The sequence below is a fragment of the Vibrio sp. LaRot3 genome, assembly GCF_027587025.1.
GTDB lineage: Bacteria > Pseudomonadota > Gammaproteobacteria > Enterobacterales > Vibrionaceae > Vibrio.
The window spans coordinates 32,176-56,251 of sequence record NZ_JAPPTI010000005.1; the positions used below are offsets into that span (position 1 = coordinate 32,176).

Here is a 24,076-nt window from a genome sequence, read left to right on the forward strand (position 1 = left end):
CTATTTAGAGCAAATAACGCGTCATATTTAGCACTGTAACTTGGTTATCTGCGTAAATTCCCCCTATTCACATAGGCGAGCTATGCTGATAAGAGTAAGGGGAAGAGTCTTTAAGCCTATAAAATCAATTAATTCAAAGGAGCAACACCCATTCCATGAACTTCGGTCGCCACATTTCAGGTCAATTTAACGTCGAGCTAGAATCGATTCGTACCCACGTTTTAACTATGGGTGGTTTAGTCGAACAGCAGCTCTCTTTTGCCATGCAGGCATTACATAAAGAGGATGTTGAGCTCGCGAGAAAAGTGGTGCGTGATGATCACAAAGTGAATGCAATGGAAGTCTCCATTGACGAAGCGTGTACTCGAATTATTGCCAAGCGCCAACCAACCGCAAAAGACTTGCGCTTGATTATGGCCATCATCAAAACCATTACGGATTTAGAGCGTATCGGTGATGTCGCGACCAAGATTGCTGAGGTAGCGATAGAAAGCCCGTCGTCTAAAGAGCGTCGATTCCAAGTTTCGTTAGAGCCGCTGTGTCGCCAAGCGGTCAATATGTTGCACCAAGTTCTTGATGCCTATGCGCGTATGGATGTTGATGCGGCTGCGGAAGTTTATAAGCTTGATGACAAGCTAGATGCAGAATATGAAGCGGTTATTCGTCAATTAATGACTTATATGATGGAAGACCCAAAGAATATTCCTAATATCCTGCAAGTGATGTGGTCTGCGCGTGCGATCGAACGTGTTGGTGACCGCTGCCAGAACATTTGTGAATACATCATCTACTTTGTCAAAGGCAAAGATATTCGTCACCTTGGTGAGCAAAGCATTGATGATGCATTGCGTTAAAAATGTAGAATAACCCCAGCATTAAAAGTGGCCGATAAGTCACTGCTCAAAAAGCTCTTGCTCTTGTCTATGTAATTGATGTCCATACCAGCTCGAACACCTAGATTTGAGTTAACGTTATACACCCAAGCAAACGCGGAACTAATCCCAGTTCCAGAACGTGTTTGGGTATTTAAAATAGTTCGAGAACCTTCATATTCCAACATCCCTAGCTCAACTTGAAAACCTAGACTAGGCACTGTTGAGAAATCGTATTGTGCACCTAAGCGATAGGTTTTGATCCGATCTTTGTCGGTTATAAATTCAGCGGATAGGTGGCTGTGGCTTAAATAGAGCGCATCTGTACCAAGTATGTCAGTCAATCCCAACTGTAATCCTCCTCCTGAAATACCTGAACCAAAGTAAGGCCCAAGTCTAACCTCGGGAGAAATATGAATATTGGCCAATGCCGTGCTACTTCCCATCAATAGGCCGAAAAATAGTAGTGTCTTTTTCATTGTTTACCTCAGAAAGAAAATGCCCCGCCAATGGTCCATGTTACGTTGGAGTTATTCATTCCATAGTAAGTACCATTCGGGTCAAGCAAGCTCACTTTTGCATATGGGTAGAAGTTAAAAATCGGTTTCATTGTGCCGATAGATACTTCCCATTCATTGGCGTGTCCTTGGTTAAAATCCACCATGTCAGACTGATCAGTAGCGTAGTGATGTTCATAGCGACCAGATAGATAAACATGCTCGAAGTAGCGAGCGATACCCAAATACGCAGAGTATTTGTTCGCATCGTCCACCGTTAACCAAGAAAAGCCATTGCGCACGGCTTCAGCGGTAACCCCTGCCTTAACAGAATGTTTGTGCCAAAATCGGTTTACCGACATCTCCGCTTTGTGGCTTTTAGTTTTAACACCATCGATATCGGCTATTTCTTTCATCAGCCAGTCATCATAGAGGCCGTACTCGTAATAAAAATTGAAGTGCAAAAAGGGGCTAGCTTGTAGTTTGTAGCCAATGCCCACTCCTAGCCAGTCATCGGTGTCAGCGCCAACAAAGAGATAGCTGTTGTCGTTAAGTGGGGCGGTTAGGCCAAGTTCTGCAAAATCCTTTTCAATAGAGAAGTTGATAGCCGCTTGAGTTGGCAAGCTCGCCAAACTGATAGCAGCTATCGATACTATCGAAAGCTTGTTCATGAGAAGAGTCCAGAAATTGCCCCTGATCTTTCAGGGGCGTTGTCGGTTACTTGTTTAGGCGTTGACGAACTGCATCGCGAATGGATTGTTTGTTGATTTGCTCAGCATTAATAGCCGGAATCTCAGATGGATCTACTGGAGGCTTCGGTGGTAAAGGGCCACAATTCGCTCCATCATCAGGAGAGCCGCATTCTCCACCCCAAGTGGGCATGTCTTCTCCCATATCAGGTTGCGGGCGTTCTGGAACCATATCGGTTGGTAAGCCAAAGTCTGGGTCTACCTCTTGGTCAACACCGCCCCAAGTTGGAGGTAGTCTGTCAGGTGTGTTTTCCTCATCTATGATTGGAGGTTGAACTGGTGCAGCAGGAATTCCAAAGTTTGGGTCTTCGCCTTCAATAGGGAGGTCGGCTTCAGGAATAACTGGACCACTCCAAACTGGCGGTAGTCTATCTGGTGTTGCATCTGTATTTACGTTATTGGCTTTATCAGAAGAAGAGCAGCCCGTCATTACCAATGAGCCAAGCAAAGTTGCGGCAATAAGTGTTTTTTTCATGATCAATACCTAGTGTCAGAATTTTATCACTGGGTGTCCTTAATATTGGAACTATGCTGACAATCGATAAAGGCATCTCAATAGTGGCCGAGCAGCAAATCCTAAGTCGTCGTCCTTAACGAATCAGTGGGAACAGGGCTTATAATATTGATAATAAAAATTAACTCTAATTGCTGTTTATGATGAGTCTGATAAGCGCTAGTTATTAGATGTTTGCTCACGTAATACGGCTTGGATTTGGTTGTATAGCCAAGTTACTAAAGGATTATTACGATATTTACTGTGGTAATAGGCCTGAACAGGATAGTGGAATGGTCGACCATTAACTCTAGCTTCCATTGCTCGAAGTTGAGGGTATTGTGTTATGGGAAAAAGGTTTGAGTGCGGCATGAATAAATCAGTATGTAAAATCACATCAACCGCAGCCATAGCAAACTCAGAGCGGAATTTCACTTTTGCCTCAATGCCTTCACGTTTCATAACTTCAGCAGCAAGACTGAAATCCTCATTCCAGCCGGGTGTAATGATAGAAGCAATGGCAAATCCCGCCATGTCTTGTGCGCAGACTTGCTTCTGATTGACCGGGTGATCTTTTCTAACAATGACTTGTGACGTTAGCTCGATAATTTGCTTGGAATAGACGTGTTTTGGGCATTCACAGTCGTAGTTAATGCCAAATAGTATCTCTCCATTTTGGATATCATCGAATGTGCTCTTGTTCCAACCTAGTAGCTCTACGCTGCAATTAGGCGCGATCTGGCTGAGTTTTTGATACAAAGTGCCAGATAAGCAGCTCAATACGATGGGTGATACAGCGATCTTTAATGATTGCTCCAATTTTAATGGATCAAACTCTTCTGACTGGTTCAACGTTGCAGCTAAACCGTCTAAGTGAGGGGTAATAGAATCCGCTAAGTTTTTAGAAAAAGGTGTTGCTTCTAGTCCGCCGTGAACTTTTACAAAAAGCTCATCATTAAAGTGATGGCGAAGTTTTTGTAGTGCTTGGCTAATGGCAGGTTGAGAGACGTAAAGTCTGCTGGAGGCTTTACGCATATTGAGCTCTTGAGACAGAACGAGAAACGTGCGTAATAGATTCAAATCTAAACTGTAAAAAAGATCCTTGTTCATCTCATCCTCCTAGGCTTTTGCAGCATGCTAGCATTAGTCGTAGGAGGATGAAATGTCGAATCTACAATCGGTTAGCTTTGTTGCAGTTCTTTCACTACCGATGAAATTTTGTTGCTGTCGGTAATTGGAACAATGTAATCGTCGATATCATCATTGCCCATTTTTACCTTATCACTGGCGTGTTGCATTAAGCTTGGTCGAGTGGATTTACCTGATAAATGCACCTGCTTTACCCCTGTATACTGGCAAATGTGTGCGACATTGCTCGCGGTTAGACCTGCGCCTGCCATAATCGCGACGCGATCGTCGGCCAGTTCGACCATCTCTTTTAGCACTTCAATTCCTTGTTCTACATTGGCCGCTAATCCTGATGTCAGAATGCGTTCGCAGCCCAGTTCTACAACGGTTTCAATCGCTTGACGAAAGTCTTGGCTTTGATCTATCGCGCGATGGAAGGTCACTCCTAAATTAAGGCTATGTGCTTTCTCGACCAACAGCTTAGCTTGCTCTAGGTCAATATCACCTTGAGGTGAGAGTACTCCAATCACCACCCCTTGTAGGCCAGCTTGCGCGGCAGCTTCAATATCAAGCAGCATGGCATCAATATCTTGGGCGTCAAAGATGAAATCACCTTGGCGAGGTCGAATCATGGCGTAAACAGGCACACTAGAAAGCTTTCCTGCTTGTTGCATGAAACCAAAACTTGGCGTTAGTCCACCTATGGCTAAAGATGAACAGAGTTCGATACGAGTTGCACCACCAGCAATGGCTTGGTGAAGAGATTCTAAGTGATCAATACAGACTTCGACGTGGTAAGTCATAGCAAATACTCATTGAATAAACTCAGGCTATTTTAACGGGAATTGCTTAATAGGATAGAGGTAAAGTTTAGTGCTTTGATTTCCGCAATTTGGGTTGAAAAATTATAGGAAAGGAGAGGATTGAGTGACTTTCAGATGCAAAAAAGCCAGCTCGATGAGCTGGCTTTCGTCTTTCACAGAAAGAATATGGTGGAGGGGGACGGATTCGAACCATCGAAGGCAGTGCCATCTGATTTACAGTCAGGTCCCTTTGGCCACTCGGGAACCCCTCCAGGGTGTTTTCTATTCTTTTTACGGAATAGCTTAAAAGATGATTTCCCAACACATCAATCAAGTTGTTCTCATGTTTAAAGGAAAAACATAAGAATAAATATGGTGGAGGGGGACGGATTCGAACCATCGAAGGCAGTGCCATCTGATTTACAGTCAGGTCCCTTTGGCCACTCGGGAACCCCTCCAGGGTGTTTTTATACTTAAAAGATGATTTCCCAACACATCAATCAAGTTGCTCTCATGTTCAAAGGAAAAACATAAGAAGAAATATGGTGGAGGGGGACGGATTCGAACCATCGAAGGCAGTGCCGGCAGATTTACAGTCTGCTCCCTTTGGCCACTCGGGAACCCCTCCAGGGTATTTTTATACTTAAGTGATGATTTCCCAACTCATCCCTTAAGTGCGGAGCGCATCATAGCAAACTCATAAACACTGTAAAGACTTTTTCTGCCAATTTTGAGTTGAATGATGCCTTTTTGGGCAAAGAGGTTCGTAAAAAGGGTTTTTAGCTTATTTTCAGCGTCGTAATTTACGTTCGGTGCGTCACTATTTACATTCCTTGACGTTTCTGTGGGAATTTTACGAGTACAATATAACCAGTTAATTTTGCAAGATATTATAACCATGAAAAAAACTCTGATTCTGAGCATTTTGTCTGTGTCGATTATGGCGGCGTCGCCAACGGTTTTAGCGAAACAACCCTTTGGCCCACAGGCTGTAACGGTTGTTACCGAGCAAGTTCAAACTCACCAAGTTTCCCAGTCCCTTTCATTGATCGGTAAGCTCGAAGCGGCTCAATCTGTCATGGTTTCACCAGAAACCACAGGTAAAGTTGAAAAGATTGCAGTGAGCGCAAGCCAACAAGTTAAGCAAGGTCAGCTACTTATTCAGTTAAATGATGATAAAGCTCGCGCAGCGGTGAAAGAAGCAAAAGCCTACTTGGTTGATGAGCAGCGTAAGTTAAAAGAGTTTCAGCGTTTGGTTAAGCGCAATGCCATCACACAAACTGAAATTGATGCGCAAAAGGCCAGTGTTGAGATTGCTCAAGCACGCTTAGATGCGGCCAACGCCGATCTAAAAGATCTGCACATCAGTGCTCCGTTCGCCGGAACCGTCGGCTTTATTGATTTCAGCCGCGGTAAGATGGTTACAGCGGGCAGCGAACTGCTCTCTTTGGATGATCTCTCCGTGATGCAGTTAGATTTGCAAGTGCCAGAGCGTTACTTAGCCAAGCTATCGACAGGCATGGTCGTTACCGCAAGCACAGAAGCTTGGGGAGACACCATCTTTAGTGGAGAAGTGGTTGGCATTGATTCACGCATCAATCAAGAAACACTAAACCTGCGTGTACGCATTCATTTCTCTAACGCCGAAAACAAGTTAAAACCGGGCATGCTGGTTTCTTCAAACATGGACTTTCCTGCCATTAATGCACCGATTATTCCAGTGCAGGCACTTGAGTACTCAGGCACTAAACGCTACGTCTACGTTGTTGGTGAAGACCAAGTAGCGAAACGTACAGAGGTGCTGCTTGGTGCTCGCGTAGAAAACCAAGTGGTAATCACTAAAGGGTTAGAGGTTGGCGATAGCATTGTTGTTCAGGGTATTGTGAACATGCGTGATGGAGCCAAAGTGGTTGAGCAAGGTAGCCAACCAGCGAAACCAAACAGCAAAGGTGACAAGTAATGTGGTTGTCTGATGTTTCCGTAAAACGCCCTGTTGCGGCTTTAGTATTAAGCCTGTTGTTGTGTGTTTTCGGTATTGTCTCGTTCTCTAAATTGGCCGTGCGTGAAATGCCGGACATTGAGAACCCAGTTGTCTCAATCAGTACCCGCTATGAAGGGGCTTCAGCCACCATCATTGAAAGCCAGATTACCTCGGTACTTGAAGATCAGTTATCCGGTATTAGTGGTATTGATGAAATTTCTTCTACCACGCGAAACAGCATGTCGCGAATCACGATTACCTTCGATTTGGGTTATGACCTAAATACCGGGGTCAGTGATGTTCGTGATGCGGTTGCTCGAGCGCAGCGTTCATTGCCAGATGAAGCTGACGACCCTGTGGTGTATAAAAACAATGGCTCTGGTGAAGCCTCGTTATACATCAACCTAAGCTCATCTGAGATGGATCGCACCCAATTAACAGACTACGTTGAACGCGTACTGATGGACCGATTTAGTTTGTTAACAGGCGTAAGTTCAGTCGACATCTCTGGTGGTTTATATAAAGTCATGTATGTGAAGTTGAAGCCTGAGTTGATGGCTGGGCGCGGCGTCACAACGTCTGACATCACTAATGCTTTACGCAGTGAAAACTTGGAGAGCCCGGGTGGTGAAGTTCGTAACGATCAGATTGTCATGTCTGTGCGAACAGCACGTACTTATCAGCAAGCGCAAGATTTTGAATACCTAGTGGTTAAGCGTGCCAGCGATAACACGCCAGTTTACTTAAAAGAAGTTGCTGACGTTTATATTGGTGCAGAAAACGAAAACTCGACCTTTAAAAGCGATGGCGTTGTGAACGTCAGTCTCGGCATTGTTCCTCAATCTGATGCTAACCCACTTGAAGTGGCTCAGTTGGTTCATGCGGAAGTCGACAAGGTTCAGCAGTTCCTGCCTGATGGGACTCGCTTGGCCGTAGACTATGATTCAACCGTCTTCATTGAGCGTTCTATCTCAGAAGTGTATAGCACCCTGTTTATCACCGGTGGTTTGGTTATCTTAGTGCTGTACGTCTTCATTGGTCAGGCTCGTGCGACTTTGATTCCTGCGGTAACCGTACCCGTCTCTCTAATTTCCTCGTTTATCGCGGCGTATTACTTCGGCTTCTCGATTAACTTGATCACCTTAATGGCATTGATCTTGTCGATAGGTCTGGTTGTGGATGATGCGATCGTAGTGGTAGAAAATATTTTCCACCATATTGAACGAGGTGAAAAACCACTCCTGGCGGCCTATAAAGGGACGCGTGAAGTAGGCTTTGCGGTTATCGCGACCACCCTTGTTTTGGTGATGGTGTTCCTACCTATCTCGTTTATGGATGGCATGGTGGGCTTGCTGTTTACTGAGTTCTCAGTTCTGCTGGCAATGTCAGTGATTTTCTCATCATTAATCGCGTTAACGCTGACTCCGGTACTGGGCAGCAAAATCTTAAAAGCTAACGTAAAACCGAGTCGATTTAATCTTGTGGTTGACCGTTTATTCTCTCGTTTGGAAGGTGGTTATCGTAAAGTTCTAAAAATGGCTCTAAACCTAAAATGGGCAGCACCTTTGGTGATCATGGCTTGTTTAGGGGGCAGCTACGGTTTAATGCAACAAGTGCCTGCACAGTTGACGCCAAGTGAAGACCGCGGTGTGATCTTTGCGTTTGTTCGTGGTGCTGATGCCACCAGTTATAACCGTATGTCAGCGAATATGGAGATTGTTGAAGATCGCCTTATGCCACTACTTGGTCAAGGCTTCTTGAAGTCATTTAGTATCCAATCGCCTGCGTTTGGCGGTATGGCGGGTGACCAAACTGGCTTTGTGATCATGATTTTGGAAGACTGGAATGATCGAGATGTTACTGCTCAACAGGCGTTAGGTCAGGTTCGCAAAGCCTTGAGTGGTATGGCGGATGTGAAAGTATTCCCATTCATGCCCGGCTTTAGAGGTGGCTCAAGTGAGCCTGTTCAGTTCGTTCTTGGTGGTTCTGATTACCAAGAGCTCAAGCATTGGGCAGAAGAGCTAGAAGTGCTGGCAGAGCAATCACCGTATATGGAAGGCGCAGATATTAACTATTCTGAGCGTACTCCTGAGCTGTTGGTGACCGTAGATAAAGAGCGCGCTGCCGAACTAGGCATCAGTGTCGCGGATATTTCAGATACCCTTGAAATCATGTTGGGTGGTAAGAGTGAGACGACCTTCGTTGAGCGTGGTGAAGAGTACGATGTCTATCTACGTGGTGACGAAAACAGCTTTAACAATGCGTCTGATCTTAGCCAAATCTACATGCGTACTGCGTCAGGTGAGTTGGTGACGTTAGATGCCGTGACCAAAATTGAAGAAGTGGCATCGTCGATTCGACTGTCTCACTACAATAAGCAAAAAGCGGTCACTATTACTGCCAACTTGTCGGATGGTTACACCTTAGGTGAAGCGTTAGATTATCTCGATCAACAAGCGATTGAGCGCCTACCGGGTGACATTTCGGTCAGCTACTCAGGTGAATCGAAAGATTACAAAGAGAACCAATCGAGTGTGATGGTGGTGTTTGGTTTGGCATTGCTGGTGGCATACCTAGTATTGGCGGCTCAGTTTGAAAGCTTTATCAACCCATTGGTGGTGATGTTTACTGTACCTATGGGTATCTTTGGTGGCTTCATAGGTTTGTTTATCATGGGGCAAGGTTTCAATATCTACAGCCAAATCGGCATGATCATGCTGATCGGTATGGTAACCAAAAACGGCATCTTGATTGTTGAGTTTGCTAACCAACTGCGTGACCGTGGTTTAGAGTTTGAAAAGGCGATTGTTGATGCCTCTGCGCGTCGTCTTCGTCCAATCCTAATGACGGCCTTTACGACACTCGCGGGTGCGATTCCACTGATTTTATCAAGTGGTGCAGGTTATGAAAGCCGCGTAGCTGTGGGTACGGTTATCTTCTTTGGTATGGGCTTTGCGACCTTGATTACCCTGTTTGTTATTCCTGCTATGTATCGATTGATTTCGGCTAGCACACAGGCACCGGGTCATGTGGAAGCGGAGCTGAACAGAGAGTTAAGCCATGATAATAAAGGGCGAACTTCTCACGGTGAGTTAAATTAAGGTTTAGCTTACTCTAGGCGGAAAAATAAAAACCGAGGCAATGGCCTCGGTTTTTTTATTCTCAGATAGAAGAGCGCTGGGTTATGCTGCGTCTTCTTGTGGCGCGTCTTCAACGGCCTCAATTTTCTTTGCTTTCTTTGGTGCTGGTTTACGTTTTGCACCAAGCGCGTAAAGCACTTCTTCTTTGTTTTGAGCTAAGAACATCGCCAAGTCTTCTTGCTTAGCTTCATCTTCGATCATTTCACTTTTACCTAGTAGTGCGAAAAGCTCGTCTGCCATATCCAGCATTTTGTCATAAGCGTCAGCTTCCGCTTTAGAGGTAAAAGTCATTTTCTCTTCTCCGTTGCGTTCTACCACGTACTTAACGATTACAGCCATGGTTATTCCTCTAGCTAAAATTAATTACTGGGTGTTTATACAGTTTTTAACCAATTAAGTCTAGACGGAGCTTGATTTCTGCGACTTGAGTGGCGAGTAAGTAGTCCGTCTTTAGGGTTGAATTATGGTGTATTCCCGTTATCCCATTGATAGCAAAACTCAATAAAGTGTTTGAGCAGTGGAGTTTGATACTTCTCTTTGTGAACTAATAACCAAAAGCGTCGCTTCATATCCAGTGGTAGCGGCAATATTTTTACCCGGCCATCTTTAATTGCGGGCTGCGCGGCAAGCTGTGATAAACACGCAAGGCCAAGCCCTGCTGAGACACAATTGATGATGGCTTCAGTGGTATTGAGCTGAAACGCTTCTTGCCATTGTTCAATGCGGGGAGCAACGGCACGTAAAAAAAACTCACGTGAGCCAGAGCCGGCTTCGCGTAAAATCCAGTTGCTGTTTTCAAGATCGCTCAGCGCCACATTACTTTGACGAATAAGCGGAGAGTCAGCACTGGAAATAACGCACATCTCATCTTGGCTGAACTGGGTTGAGATTAACTCTGGGTGTAACGTTTTACCTTCAATCAGCGCTAAATCAAGTTCATAATCGACCAACTTTTGGCAAATTAACGCTGAATTAGAAATAAACAAGCTTTGAGCTTGGTGGCCTGTCTGGGTGCGAAATTGGCTAAGCATATAGGGGGCAACTTGGTTGCCGATGGTATCGCTCGCGCCAATGCGAAGCTTTCCTGTTAATGTCTGGTCATCTTCAAATAGCAGCTCAATGTCTTGAGCACGATGGAGCAGTTCATCAGCCATCGGTAGGAGCTTTTGCCCTTCTTGATTGAGAATAAGCCGCTTATTGACGCGATCAAACAATGAGTGGCCAAGCTGCTTTTCAAGCTCAGAGAGTGCCATACTGACAGCAGCTTTCGATAAGCATAAAGCATTGGCGGCTTCTGTTAGTGTGTCGAACTGATTGATGGTGGCGAAAACTTTAAGTTGTTTCAGAGAGATATGTAAAGCCATCTTGAGGCTACCATTGTTGTTTAATTTGTCTGAACGAGTGTTTTAAATAATTAGATATAACTAAACAATGTGCAAGCGTAAACTAGCGGTATTGAGAGGTAAGCAGTGGAGTATCGCAAGATGATTAAGGCAACAAAAGCAAAAGTAATGGGTGCACCTACCCCAATGGCCGGTCTTGCTCTTGGTATCGCTAGCTTGGGCTGGAGCTGGGAAAATGCGTTGCCCTTGCAAGGCTATGGTCAAATTATCGCTGCGATGATTGCTAGTGTGTTGTTAGTTATTTTAGCGGTGAAGTTTTTATTTCATCGCCATTTGCTTGCTGAAGACCTCGCGCACCCAGTTGTGGGTAGTGTGGTACCTACTTTTGCTATGGGAACAATGATCGTGTCCAATGCTTTAGGGCATTGGAACAGCTTGCTGGGTGACGGTTTATGGCTGCTAGCGGTCGCTTTGCATTTGGTGTTTTTAACAAGCTTTGTCTATCACCGTGCCCAAGGTTTTGAAATGCATCATTTATTGCCAAGTTGGTTTGTACCACCGGTAGGAATCGTCGTGGCTGATGTGTCGTTTTCAGGTAATCCAAGTTTAGAAATTGTGGCGCAAGCGACCATCGTGTTTGGTCTCGCAGCTTACACTGTGATGCTGCCAACGATGATTTATCGCTTAGTGTTTAGTCATGAAATTCCGGATGCAGCCAAACCAACCTTTGCCATTATGGCCGCGCCAGCCAGTCTTTCGCTTGCGGGTTATCTATCTATTGCGACAGAACCGTCACCTGTCATCGTCGCTTTGTTATTTGGTATCGCAGTGTTAATGACCATGGTGACCTACTTGGCGTTTGCTAAATTGCTTCGTTTGCCATTCAGTGCAGGTTATGCGGCGTTTACCTTCCCGATGGTGATTGGCGCAACCGCGCTATTCAAATTGAGCGCATGGTTGGAATCGGTTCACATTCCGTCTCATTACGTACAGCAAGTGTTTGGTTTGGCGCTGTTTGAATTGGTGATTGCCACCTTGGTGGTGGGGTATGTATCGCTCCGTTACTGGAACTTTTATAAACCTTTTAAAGGGCTAGTATAAAGAAGCGCCAATTGCTGCAAAAGCGTTGGCTAAAGATAAACTCTTACGGGCAGTTATGCTAATCTCGTTTTCATTATCGCGAGTATAGGATCTGCCCGGTGTTCACTGTTTATCATTCAAACCAAGTTGATGTGCTGAAATCGTTACTGGTTGAGTTAGTTCGTATTGACCCTCTAAGTAACCCGTTTGAAAAAGAACAAATTTTGGTGCAAAGCCCGGGTATGTCTCAGTGGCTAAAAATGGCGCTTGCGAAAGAGTTTGGCGTTGCTGCGAACCTTGAGTTTCCCCTTCCTGCGACGTTTATTTGGAACATGTTTACCCAAGTGTTACCGGATGTTCCTCAGCGCAGTGCTTTCAATAAAGAAGCGATGACTTGGAAGTTGATGGACATCTTGCCTACGCTGCTTCCCCAAGCTGAATTTGCCCCATTGCAGCGCTATTTAGAAGACGACAGTGACAGCTCTAAACTTTATCAGTTAGCCGAAAAAATCGCGGATATCTTCGATGGTTACTTAGTGTATCGACCAGAGTGGATTGCTAGCTGGGAAGCCGGGCAAACTGTCGCAGAAATTGAGCAAGAGCACCCTTGGCAACCGATTTTGTGGCAAGCGCTTTATGACCACACTATCGGCTTAGGTCAGTCTCCTTATCATCGTGCTAACCTCTATGAGCACTTCATTGAGGCGTTAGAAAACTTTCAAGGTACGTTTGAAAACCTGCCTAAACGTTTATTTGTCTTTGGTATTTCTTCCCTTCCTCCTCGTTACATGGATGCTTTAAAGGCCATAGGTGAACACATTGACGTTCATCTGATGTTTACTAACCCATGTCGTTACTATTGGGGAGAAGTGCGAGACAGAAAATATTTAGCCAAGTTAGCTGCGAAGCATCGTCAGCATTTGGTATGGCGCGATGATCACTCTGAGCTAGAGGGTGAAAGTGAACAGCTTAAAGGCTCAGTAGAAGATAACCTCGAAGGTGAGCTGCATACCGATGTGGTGGGTAACAGTTTACTTGCTTCGATGGGTAAGCTTGGGCGCGACAATATGTATTTATTATCGCAGCTCGAATCCCATGAGATAGAAGCTTTTGTTGAGGTTGAACGTGATAGCTTATTACACCAACTGCAAGCGGATATTCTTAATTTAGAAGAGCATCAAGACGACCAAAAGTTACTTGATAGTCAGCATAAACGCACCATCGCTGGTGACGATAGATCATTGACCTTACACGCTTGTCATAGCCCAATGCGTGAAGTCGAAGTGTTGCACGATCAGCTGCTGGCGATGTTTGATGCCGATCCAACCTTGAAGCCCCGTGACATCATCGTCATGGTGGCTGACATCAATGCCTACAGCCCAGCGATTCAAGCGGTATTTGGTAACGCACCTGGTGAGCGTTATATCCCATACTCCATCTCTGACCGTACCGCAGACCAAGAAAGCCCAATTTTAGCTGCGTTTATGCAGCTGGTGAATATCGCCAATACTCGTTGTTTAGCTTCTGAGCTTTTGGAGTTACTTGAAACTCCGGCTATTCTGGCTCGCTTTGGTTTAAGTGAAGATGAGTTTATTCAAGCCAAACTATGGGTCGAAGAAGCGGGCATTCGCTGGGGACTCAACCCAACCACCAGTACTGAATTTGATTTACCTGCGAGTGAACAAAACACATGGCAATTTGGTATCGAGCGTATGCTGCTTGGCTATGCCATGCCAGATTCAGCAGGGCTGTTTGATGGTCAGACGCAAGTATTAGCGCCTTACAATGAGGTGCAAGGCATGAGTGCTGAGCTTGCAGGTAAGTTGGCTCATTTTATTGAAACCATCAGCGATTACCGTTCTCGATTAGCGCAAACTAAAACCATTGAGAGCTGGCGAGAGACGCTTACCTTAATGTTGGATGATTTCTTTAGTGTTGAATTGGAAGGTGAGGTCGCGCTGAAGTCGATCCGCGATACCCTACAAGCGTTAAAAGAACAGTTGCAAGATGCCGAGTTCGAGCAACCGCTATCGCCAAGCATTATTACTCAATATCTACAGAACAAACTTTCTGGTACGCGTGTGAGCCAGCGCTTTTTAGCTGGGCAAGTAAACTTCTGTACCCTAATGCCGATGCGTTCAATTCCGTTTCGTGCTGTTTGTTTGTTGGGGATGAATGACGGTGTTTATCCGCGTTCGATGCCGCCAGAAGGCTTTGACCTAATGAATGGCCGCGCAAGACCGGGTGACCGGTCTCGTCGAGATGATGACCGTTATCTGTTTTTAGAAGCCATTCTCTCTGCGCAGCAAAGCCTCTACATCAGTTATGTCGGCCGTTCAATTCAAGATAACACAGAGCGTGTTCCTTCGGTGTTGGTGTCTGAGTTGATGGAGTATTGCCATCAAAACTACTGCTTAGAAGGGCAGCAACATCTATCGGTGGATGAATCTGGTGAGCAACTTTTAGAGGTGATGCATCACTCACATGCCATGGTGCCATTTAGCCCGTCGGCCTTTCTTGGTAAACAGCCAAGTTACGCCAAAGAGTGGTTGCCTGCGGCTTGTCGCCAAGGACAAAAGAGTGGTGAATTTAATCGCCAATTGGTCGATTATCTCACCGATGCGGAGAAGTCTATCGAACTCAATTTAGTTGAACTGCAACGTTTTTGGCGCATGCCTGTTCGTTACTTCTTCAATCGTCGCCTCAAAGTGGTTTTTGAGCCGCCGCTGCCGATCATGCAAGATGATGAACCGTTTGTTCTGGATGGGTTAGAGAGCTATCAAATGCGGGATGGCTTATTGGAGCAACTGTTACAGTCCAACCTTGAGCCTCAGCAAGTTGTTGAACAGTATGTTGAATTGCAGCGAGCTCAAGGTAAGTTACCGGTGGGCGCGTTTGGTGAAATCGAGTTTGATACCAACCGAGTTCAAGCGGAAGAAATGGTGAAAGAGCTTAATTTTGTTTGTTCTGCGTCCCAAGAAGATTTGGCGGTTAAACTGCGCTTTGATGATATTGCAGACGACCATAGCGTGACATTAACTGGTTGGCTGACCAATCATTATCAATCCGGTTTGGTGAGGTATCGCAGCGGTAAAATTCGCGCGCAAGATTATTTATCCGCTTGGATTGATCATTTGGCGATGGCGGCAATGGGACACGTTAACCGCACTCATATGATCGGTTACGACCGCAAAGAGGGCGTGGTTCATCTCGTCTATCCTGCCATTACGGATAAAGAAGAGGCGCATTCGATATTGAAAGAGTTGGTTCGCTTGTTCTTTAGTGGCATGACAGAGCCGCTGGCTTATTTCCCACGAACCTCACTTGCTTGCGTAGAGGCCGGTTTCTCTCGTGGTCAATGGGTTGATGACGAAGAGAAATCGTTGAAGAAAATGGAAACGGCTTTCAATGGTGGCTTCAACAATATGCCGCCAGCGGAAGGAGCCGATGCCTATATCTCCCGTATTTGGCCAGAATGGAATAGTGAACTTGCTGCTAAGGTGCGCACAACGACGGCACTGGTGCTGCAAACGCCAAGGTTACAAGCACAAGATATTCATGATGCGGATGCTGGTAATGAGAGTTAGGGAAGTGGTTGGCCGCCAGAAAATCATTATTAGTGTAGGGCGTTCGCTGTACGGCCATTGGTCAGAGGGACCATTATTCGGTTGGTCTGTTGCAAACATGTACTGCTTGCTCAACTCGTGACGCGCATACTAGCGGTTGACTGAATGATGTTCCGTGAGTGGGATCTCATTCGATTGTTAATAGTGACCGCTTGATAGATATAAACGCAAAAAATTGATACTGGATCACATTTGGTCTGGTGAAAAATGTTCGATAAAGGTCTGATTGATATGACATCTTCGTCAGTTGTTACTGCTCTAAATACAATGACTTTCCCACTGCATGGGGCGCGGTTAATTGAAGCCTCAGCGGGTACAGGGAAAACCTTTACTATCGCAGGTTTGTATTTACGTTTGCTTTTGGGTCATGGTAGTCCAAATGCTCGTCATCAAGCGCCTTTAACGGTTGACCAAATCTTGGTTGTAACCTTTACGGAAGCGGCAACGGCTGAATTAAGAGATCGTATCCGGGCGCGAATTCACGATGCCCGAATTGCATTTGCTCGTGGTCAGAGTGATGATCCCGTTATCAAACCTTTGTTGGATGACATTGATGATCATGCGCAGGCGGCAACCATTTTGTTGCAAGCTGAGAGACAGATGGATGAAGCCGCGGTTTACACCATTCATGGCTTTTGTCAGCGTATGTTGACCCAAAATGCGTTTGAGTCAGGCAGTCGATTCAACAATGAATTTGTTACCGATGAAAGTCACCTAAAAGCTCAAGTCGTGGCGGATTACTGGCGACGTAATTTTTATCATTTGCCGCTTAATTTAGCGGGAGCCGTGAGAGATATTTGGCCGTCGCCAAATGCATTATTAAAAGATGTCGGTGGCTATCTAACTGGCGCGCCATTAACGCTATCTACTCAAGCCATGCAATCAAGCTTAGCCGAGCTTAATCAAGCGAATTTAGAGTGTATCGAGAAGCTCAAGCAGTGTTGGCGTGAGAGCCAAGAGGATTATCTTACGCTGATTTCAGAGTCTGACGTCAATAAGCGCAGTTATACGAAAAAGTCTCTTCCCGCGTGGTTAGAAAGCGTCAACCAATGGGCAGCAGCACCAACTTTGGATTATCAGTTCCCAGATAAGCTGGAGAAGTTCGCGCAAAATGTGTTGAAAGAAAAGACACCAAAAGGTCAAGCTCCTACCCATCCAGCATTTGAAGCGATAGAAGCGTTCCTTGAGCAACCGGTAAGTTTGAAAGCGCCTATGCTCGCACACGCCATTGAGCAGTGCCGCGCCATGCTGGCGGCCGCTAAGCAGCAAAAACAATGGCTCTCTTTCGATGACTTGCTTACCAATCTCTCCGCTGCGATGGACAATGATCAAGACGCTCTGTTGGCTGAGCGTATTCGCCAATTGTACCCAGTAGCGATGATCGATGAGTTCCAAGATACCGACCCTCTGCAGTACAGTATTTTTAGCCGTATTTATTTACCGCATCCTGAGTGCGGCCTATTTATGATCGGCGATCCAAAACAGGCGATTTATGGCTTCCGCGGCGCGGATATCTTTACCTACATCAAGGCGAGAAATCAGGTTTCTTCGCACTTCACCCTAGGGACGAACTGGCGTTCGAGTGCTGATATGGTCGCTGCGGTCAATCAAGTATTTGAGCTGCCTGATAGTGCGTTTATCTATGTTCAAGACATTCCTTTCTTACCGGTTGACGCAAGCCCCAAAGCAGATTTGCGTACTTGGCAACTTAATGGAGAAGTACAACCCGCCCTGACTTATTGGTTGCAAGAGGCGGACGATAAACCCTTGCCTAAAGGTGACTACCATCATGCGATGTCTTCTGCATGCGCGGACAAAATCCACGCTATTTTGACCGCGTCTCAGCAGCAACAAGCGGTGTTCACGGATGCGAAAGGGCAAAAGCCGATCCAAGCTGGTGACATTGCTGTGTTAGTGCGAACCGGAACGGAAGGGCGCATGGTGAAACAGGCGCTTGCCCAGCAAGGGATCGCAAGTGTTTACCTATCTAATCGCGATAGCGTGTTTGTCTCTACCATAGCGCAAGATCTGCAGCGTTTGTTGCAGGCGGCGTTAACACCTGAGAATGATCGAGCTTTGCGTGCGAGCCTTGCTTCAGAGCTATTCTCTCTTGATGCTGGTAGCTTAGACGCGCTGAATAATGATGAGACCGCATGGGAAAACGCCGTTAACGAGTTCAAAGAATATCGTAAGTTATGGATTCAGCGTGGCGTGTTACCGATGTTGCGTGCAGTGATGAGTAAGCGCCATATCGCTGAGCGTTTACTAGAGGAAGAAAACGGTGAGCGAGCTCTTACCGATTTGATGCACATTGGCGAACAGCTGCAACAAGCAAGTGGTGAGCTAGATAGTGACCACGGTTTGTTACGTTGGTTGGCTCAATCAATTAGTGATGCTGAAAATGGCCTTGGTGGCAGCGATGATCAGATTCAACGTTTGGAGTCTGAGCGTAATTTGGTGCAAATCGTCACCATTCATAAATCTAAAGGCTTGGAGTATGACCTCGTCTTCTTACCGTTTGTCATGAGTTACCGACAAGCCAGCGAAGCCAAATATTATGATGCCGAGCGCGACCAAACGATTCTTGATATTACCGATGATGAAGAGGTGTTAGAGCTGGCCGATAAAGAGCGGTTGGCGGAAGACTTGCGTTTGATTTACGTTGCACTGACTCGTGCTGTCTACGGCTGTTTTATTGGTGCAGCACCGCTAAGAAATGGTCGTTCAAGTAAAGAGCCTACAGGTGCCCATAAGAGTGCCATGGGCTATTTATTGCAAAATGGCGAAGAAGGGGGCATAGCCGATCTCGCTAATGCGATAGCCAAACAAGCGGACAATCTAGCTTGTGTGGTTGAAGCCTCTTTACCTGATACACCAGATTCTCCGTATCAAGCAAACCAAGAAATTTCTGAGCCACTGCACGCGCAAGAGCTGCAACAAGAGATCGATCGCAACTGGCGATTAACCAGTTATTCGGGTTTAGTGAAGCAAGGCTCTCACGGCCATGATGCGTCGAGTGAGTTACTGCGCTTGGATGTCGATTCTTCGGGAGAGCATGATGAGCAGCAACTTGAAGAACCAGAGCGTTCGATTTTCAACTTCCCGCGTGGTGCTCGTCCCGGTACTTTTTTACATACTTTGTTTGAAGAGGTGGAGTTTACTCTGCCTGCGACGGATCCAAGTAACCAAGCCATTATCCTTGAGCTGATGGAAAGTGAGCAATTGGAAGCGGAGTGGTTACCTGTATTGCAACAGCTGGTGGACACGGTTTTAGCGACCCCTTTAGATGGCAAACAGTTAGTGCTTAATCAAAAGCTACCAGCACAGCGTTTAGTGGAGCTGGAGTTCCTACTGCCGATTGAAGTGCTTAACGCCTCGGCATTGAACCGTATTGTACAGCGTCATGATCCATTATCGGCTAAAGCTGGCGATCTTGGTTTTCATACCGTGCAGGGCATGCTGAAAGGTTTCATCGATTTGGTGTTTGAGCATCAAGGCAAATACTACGTACTGGACTGGAAATCGAACCATCTTGGTGATGATGTCAGCGACTATCATGGCGAGGCTTTAAATCATGCCATGGCTGATCATCGTTATGATCTCCAGTATCAAATTTATGCGCTGGCGCTGCACCGTTTCTTGCGTAGCCGAGTAGCTAACTATGATTATCAACAGCATTTTGGCGGAGTGTATTACTTGTTCTTACGTGGTATGGATGGCGAAAGTGGCCATGGAATTTTCTCAGCCAAACCGAGCTTAGCGATGCTTGATGAGTTAGACCGTTTGATTGATGGTCAGGAGATTGAAAATCGTGATAATCAACAAGGGCAGATGGAGCTAGGACTATGATGCTAGAAACATTGAAGCGATTAGCTAGTAAGGGCTCTATTCGTCAATTAGATTACCAGTTTGCACGTTTTATTTTTGCACAGTCTCAGCAGCAAGAATTAGCCTTTATTGCTGGCGTAGTTAGTAGTGAACTTGGAAAAGGTCACATTTGTTTACCTATGACGGATGGGCAAGGACAGCCGGTCGATTTAGCCAGCAAACTTGGCTTGTATGGCGAAGCAGCACAGCAACTCAATCAGACCTTGCTTACGATTGATTGGCCTCAATTACTCACGAATTCATCGCTTGTGGCTAGCAGTGAAGCAAATAGCCTGCCGCTGGTATTTGATGGTCAAAGACTTTACCTTCACCGTTACTGGCACTACGAAGTGAGTTTGGCTGAGCGTTTAAATAGCTTTGGGACACCCATGATCCTAAAGCCTACTGATGTCCAAAAGCTGTCTCAATTGCTTGATCATCTGTTTGCACGCAGCTATCACTTCTTGTTTTCAGCCCTTGCTAAAACTGGCCTTGAGGCGACAAGCCAAGTCCAACGCCAGCAGATGGTTTGCGATCACCTTGATGTGGTCAACGACAGCCAACTTGATTGGAACGCGATTGATCAAGTGCTACTTGGTGCGACTCGTTCAGAGCAGCTGCAGCCCCTCGATGAGCTAGTGCCACTTGCTGCTTGCGTCAATTGGCAAAAAGTCGCGGCAGCCATTGCGCTAACCAAACGCTTTGCCGTGATTTCTGGTGGGCCGGGTACAGGTAAAACCACCACGGTAACCAAACTACTCGCAGCGTTAATTGAACAATCTTCTCAGTCAAGTTCAGAACCGTTGACGAATGTGCCGACAATTAAGTTGGTCGCACCTACTGGTAAAGCGGCGGCGCGTTTAACAGAATCGATTGGCAAAGCGGTGGATGCATTGCCCGTGAGTCCTGAGTTGAAAAAGGCGATTCCAACCGAGTCGAGCACTTTGCATCGCTTATTGGGCGCGTTGCCCAACAGCGCTGAGTTTAGACACAATAAAGAGAACCCGCTCCATTTGGATATCTTAGTGGTAGATGAAGCATCGATGGTTGATTTGCCTATGATGTTCAAATTGGTCGATGCGCTGCCAGCCCATGCGCGTTTGATTCTACTGGGGGATAAAGATCAGCTGGCTTCAGTAGAAGCGGGCGCAGTTTTAGGTGATATTTGCTCGTTTCATCAAGATGGCTACAGCCCATCTCAGGGTAAGTTAATTGCTCAGCTTACGGGGTATCAATCGCTAGAGCAGCAAAGCGGCAAAGGCAGCAGCGTAGGGGATGGCTTATGTATGCTGCAAAAGAGTTATCGCTTTGATGCTCGTTCAGGCATTGGTCAGTTAGCCAAAGCGATCAATGCAGGCTCTGCGCATAAAGTTGATCAAGTATGGCAACGTGGCTTTGAGGACATTAATCATTACCCGTTAGATACTCAGCATTACAATCAGTTGATTCAAACCATGGTCACTGAGTACAAAGGCTATCTTGGCCGCATTGCTAAACCACAACGACTCGCTGAGACCGATCAGCTTGAGTCCGTCACTCAAATGGCCAAAGTGGGTTTAGATGCCTTTGGTGGTTGTCGCTTACTCTGTGCTATCCGTGAAGGTGACTTTGGTGTGACTGGGTTAAATCAACGCATCGAAAGGGCGCTAGCTGCTCGTAACCTAATTCATACTCAAGATGAGCTTTGGTATCACGGTAGACCTGTGATGGTGACTCGCAATGATCATGCGCTTGGTTTGTACAACGGTGATATTGGGTTGTGTATTTTGGATGAGTCTGAATCTCAACCTCGTCTTAAAGTTTTCTTTGAGTTGCCTGATGGTAGTGTCAAGTCGGTACTGCCGAGCCGAGTACCTGAGCATGAAACCGCATTTGCGATGACGATACACAAATCTCAGGGCAGTGAATTTGATTTTACCTTGATGCTTCTACCAAAAGATTTCAGTCCTATCTTAACGCGTGAATTGATTTATACCGGCATTACACGTGCGAAAAAGCGTTTGGCTTTGTATGGTCAAATTGATGTGATTAAGCGGGGAATAAAAGTTACGACAGAGAGGGCGAGTGGTTTGGTTGAAAGGTTAAAGGGCTGAGAAGTTAAAGGTTAAAAACCATCCTTGGTTACAGCAAAGCAAAGGTGCGATAAAAGGTTAATTGAATACGGAAGTGAAAGAGATGCTGCGAATTTGGTACTTGTCTTGGTAACCCAAAATGAAGGTCTTTAAGCCTTCTGATACAGGGAAGACGCAGTGCACATCCAAATTGATTAATAGCTCGTTCTCGGCCATATCCCAAAAGCTTTGTACTGAATTACAAATAATGGTTTTCATGACTGTTGCTCTTAGTGACGTTGATATCTACCTCAAGCAATCCGTGCGACCTAGTTTTTACTAGGTGAAGATGAGTCCTATCGGGCTTTTCTGTGAAAGCGGTCGAATTTTATACAACTATTGCTGTGAAATAAAGCGAATATTCAAAGTTTTATTCAAATGTTATCGATGCCAGAACCTCTGGCATCGATGCCGATTAGCCTTGATTTGTATTCGTCATTAAAATCTTAGAGTTACGCTGATAATTGTATAGATTCTTCTTTTTCATCGGTAATCGCTCTACGCCAACTTCGCTAAAGCCCTGCTCGCGGAACCAATGCAAACTGTGGGTGGTGAGCACAAATATCTGTTTGATACCTTGCTGTTTAGATTGCTGTTTCATGTAGTTGAGCATCACAAGACCGCGGTTGCCATCACGATATTCTGGGTGAATAGCTACGCAAGCCATCTCAGCCATATGCTCTTCAGGGTATGGATACAATGCCGCACAACCAATAATGAGGCCATCTTTTTCAATGATGGTGAACTGGTGAATTTCTTGCTCAAGTTGTTCACGAGAACGGCGAACCAAAACACCTTGTTCCTCTAGTGGGCGAATAAGATCAAGAATGCCACCGATGTCATCAATTTGCGCTAAACGTACGCGCTCCGAACTTGCATAAACAATTTGCGTACCGATACCATCGAGAGAGAACAGCTCCTGAACTAAAGCGCCATCCACTTTGTAACTAATTAAGTGGCTGCGAGGTACGCCCGCTCGACACGCAGTAATCGCAGCACGTAGAAATCGCAAGGTTCCGGAAGAGTTATCGCTACTTTGGTCGACATCACTTTCTAATCGGTTGAGGATGGTTTCTGCCTCGCGAGGTACAAGCTCGGCAATTTCTTCGCCATTCTCGTCAATAATACCTTGCTCTGAGCAAAAGCCGATTAACTTGTCAGCTTTGAGACGAATAGCCACTTGAGTCGCGACTTCTTCCGACAGTAAGTTAAATGATTCTCCAGTAACTGAACTGGCAATCGGCCCAAGCAATACGATAGAGCCTTGGTCCAGCATTCGGTTGATGCCTTCAATATCAATGCGACGAATTCGCCCGCTATGGCAGTAATCTACGCCATCATCCACACCAAGTGGTTGAGCAATAACAAAATTACCACTGACGACATTCAGTTGAGTACCGGCCATTGGGGTATTGCTTAAGCTCATTGAAAGCTGGGCAGTAATGGCGAGTTGTAATTGCCCCGCTGCTTGCATAACTAATGGCAGAGCATGAACATCGGTAATTCGCACACCCTTGTGGTACGCGGTTGTGTTCTCGCTATTATCTAAGATGGCATTGATCTGTGGTCGAGCGCCATGTACTAAGACTATCTTAACGCCTAAGCTATGGAGTAAGGCCAAGTCACTGATAATATGCTTAAAGTTTTTATCCGCGACCGCTTCTCCGCCCAACATGATCACCATGGTTTTGCCTCGGTGAGCATTGACATAAGGGGCTGACTGACGAAATCCTTTTACGAGCGCGGTACTACGAATTTTCACATTTATGTCCATTTGGTGAATTTATATGTTGTTATAGTGCAAATTTATTCCTTTTTCGGCAAGGTTTTTTTTGAATAGAAACCCAATAATTTACTTCGCTAGATTGAGCGATATTTCGCAGCATGATATAGAATCACTTTCTATATAGAGATCGTTTGTGATGACCGCTGCAGTGAAAGAAAATCGAAACAACCGCAAATTGTTAGGCACATTTTCATTCAAGAATAAATGGATGGAAATTTTGGTGTGGTTGCTGGCGATCGCGGTCAGTGTGCTGGTGGCCTACGGCGCAATGGCACTGCATAAACGATATCTCGAGGTCACGTACCCTAAATCTTTGGTTTACGGCACTTGGGTTGAAACTGAGGTCGCGCCTTATTTAGCAGAGACTTTTGTGCTTAGCCCGTCAGGGGTTGTGATTGATGGTGGTGTGGTGGATACCGAGTTTTCATTTGACGGTAAAACCTTAGAGTACAAACATGGCAATCAAACCAAACGTTTCAAATTTGAAATGGAAAACTGGAACGAGATGGAGCTAGAAACCGATGCGCTCTATCAGCCTATGTTTGTGAAAAAGGTGCAAAAATAGCTCGTCTTATCCTAATAATGGATTGACGAGTAGAG

Annotated in this window: 17 protein-coding genes and 3 tRNA genes; 8 read left to right on the plus strand and 12 right to left on the minus strand. The window is 45.7% G+C overall.

Annotation, left to right across the window (positions count from 1 at the left end; translation table 11 throughout):
* Positions 1-155: 155 nt before the first annotated feature.
* Positions 156-854 (plus strand): phosphate signaling complex protein PhoU, encoded by a 699-nt coding sequence (gene phoU / locus OH461_RS11990; RefSeq protein ID WP_270020859.1) that lies wholly within the window; start codon positions 156-158, stop codon positions 852-854.
* On the opposite strand, the gene OH461_RS11995 is transcribed toward phoU, so the two are convergent.
* From OH461_RS11995 to OH461_RS12030, 8 genes are all read right to left on the minus strand, one after another.
* Entirely contained in the window at positions 851-1,351 is a 501-nt protein-coding gene (locus OH461_RS11995) for a hypothetical protein (protein ID WP_270020860.1), read from the minus strand. The two genes, phoU and OH461_RS11995, sit on opposite strands and share 4 nt — an antisense overlap.
* Before the next feature lie 8 nt (positions 1,352-1,359).
* A complete protein-coding gene (locus OH461_RS12000) occupies positions 1,360-2,040 on the minus strand; it encodes a hypothetical protein (protein ID WP_270020861.1) in 681 nt (226 codons plus the stop codon).
* Between the two features lie 46 nt (positions 2,041-2,086).
* Positions 2,087-2,593, minus strand: a complete 507-nt coding sequence (locus OH461_RS12005) for a hypothetical protein (protein WP_270020862.1) — start codon at positions 2,591-2,593, stop codon at positions 2,087-2,089.
* Positions 2,594-2,791: 198 nt separating this feature from the next.
* Positions 2,792-3,721 (minus strand): LysR family transcriptional regulator, encoded by a 930-nt coding sequence (locus tag OH461_RS12010; RefSeq protein WP_270020863.1) that lies wholly within the window; start codon positions 3,719-3,721, stop codon positions 2,792-2,794.
* A 71-nt stretch (positions 3,722-3,792) separates the two neighbouring features.
* The gene (locus OH461_RS12015) at positions 3,793-4,542 is read right to left on the minus strand and encodes a copper homeostasis protein CutC (protein WP_270020864.1); all 750 of its coding nucleotides are present in this window, start codon (positions 4,540-4,542) and stop codon (positions 3,793-3,795) included.
* A gap of 187 nt (positions 4,543-4,729) precedes the next feature.
* Positions 4,730-4,814, minus strand: a tRNA-Tyr gene (locus OH461_RS12020).
* A 101-nt stretch (positions 4,815-4,915) separates the two neighbouring features.
* Positions 4,916-5,000 (minus strand) — tRNA-Tyr (locus OH461_RS12025).
* Between the two features lie 85 nt (positions 5,001-5,085).
* A tRNA-Tyr gene (locus tag OH461_RS12030) sits at positions 5,086-5,170 on the minus strand.
* Positions 5,171-5,440: 270 nt separating this feature from the next.
* Between OH461_RS12030 and OH461_RS12035 the strand changes: the two genes are divergently transcribed.
* Complete coding sequence (locus tag OH461_RS12035) at positions 5,441-6,502, plus strand: efflux RND transporter periplasmic adaptor subunit (protein ID WP_270020865.1); 1,062 nt, start codon at positions 5,441-5,443, stop codon at positions 6,500-6,502.
* Positions 6,502-9,624 carry a vibriobactin export RND transporter permease subunit VexH gene (vexH, locus tag OH461_RS12040; protein WP_270020866.1) on the plus strand — a complete coding sequence of 1,041 codons (3,123 nt, stop codon included), beginning with the start codon at positions 6,502-6,504 and terminating at the stop codon, positions 9,622-9,624. Before OH461_RS12035 ends, vexH begins: the two co-directional genes overlap by 1 nt.
* A gap of 81 nt (positions 9,625-9,705) precedes the next feature.
* Here vexH and OH461_RS12045 read toward each other — a convergent pair whose 3' ends face one another.
* Positions 9,706-10,002 carry a YebG family protein gene (locus OH461_RS12045; protein WP_270020867.1) on the minus strand — a complete coding sequence of 99 codons (297 nt, stop codon included), beginning with the start codon at positions 10,000-10,002 and terminating at the stop codon, positions 9,706-9,708.
* Positions 10,003-10,124: 122 nt separating this feature from the next.
* The gene (locus OH461_RS12050) at positions 10,125-11,027 is read right to left on the minus strand and encodes a LysR substrate-binding domain-containing protein (RefSeq protein ID WP_270020868.1); all 903 of its coding nucleotides are present in this window, start codon (positions 11,025-11,027) and stop codon (positions 10,125-10,127) included.
* Between the two features lie 120 nt (positions 11,028-11,147).
* Here OH461_RS12050 and OH461_RS12055 point away from each other — a divergent pair, with 120 nt between their 5' ends.
* From OH461_RS12055 to recD, 4 genes are all read left to right on the plus strand, one after another.
* Positions 11,148-12,107 (plus strand): TDT family transporter, encoded by a 960-nt coding sequence (locus OH461_RS12055; RefSeq protein ID WP_270020869.1) that lies wholly within the window; start codon positions 11,148-11,150, stop codon positions 12,105-12,107.
* A 98-nt stretch (positions 12,108-12,205) separates the two neighbouring features.
* A complete protein-coding gene (gene recC / locus OH461_RS12060; RefSeq protein ID WP_270020870.1) occupies positions 12,206-15,673 on the plus strand; it encodes an exodeoxyribonuclease V subunit gamma in 3,468 nt (1,155 codons plus the stop codon).
* Between the two features lie 270 nt (positions 15,674-15,943).
* Positions 15,944-19,561: an exodeoxyribonuclease V subunit beta gene (recB, locus tag OH461_RS12065; RefSeq protein WP_270021044.1), complete on the plus strand. Its 3,618-nt coding sequence runs from the start codon at positions 15,944-15,946 to the stop codon at positions 19,559-19,561.
* Positions 19,558-21,672: an exodeoxyribonuclease V subunit alpha gene (gene recD / locus OH461_RS12070; protein ID WP_270020871.1), complete on the plus strand. Its 2,115-nt coding sequence runs from the start codon at positions 19,558-19,560 to the stop codon at positions 21,670-21,672. Before recB ends, recD begins: the two co-directional genes overlap by 4 nt.
* A gap of 57 nt (positions 21,673-21,729) precedes the next feature.
* Here recD and OH461_RS12075 read toward each other — a convergent pair whose 3' ends face one another.
* Positions 21,730-21,909 carry a hypothetical protein gene (locus tag OH461_RS12075; RefSeq protein WP_270020872.1) on the minus strand — a complete coding sequence of 60 codons (180 nt, stop codon included), beginning with the start codon at positions 21,907-21,909 and terminating at the stop codon, positions 21,730-21,732.
* Between the two features lie 196 nt (positions 21,910-22,105).
* Positions 22,106-23,452: an amino-acid N-acetyltransferase gene (gene argA / locus OH461_RS12080; RefSeq protein WP_270020873.1), complete on the minus strand. Its 1,347-nt coding sequence runs from the start codon at positions 23,450-23,452 to the stop codon at positions 22,106-22,108.
* 160 nt (positions 23,453-23,612) lie between these two features.
* Between argA and OH461_RS12085 the strand changes: the two genes are divergently transcribed.
* Entirely contained in the window at positions 23,613-24,041 is a 429-nt protein-coding gene (locus tag OH461_RS12085; RefSeq protein ID WP_270021045.1) for a DUF2850 domain-containing protein, read from the plus strand.
* The last annotated feature ends 35 nt before the right edge of the window (positions 24,042-24,076 follow it).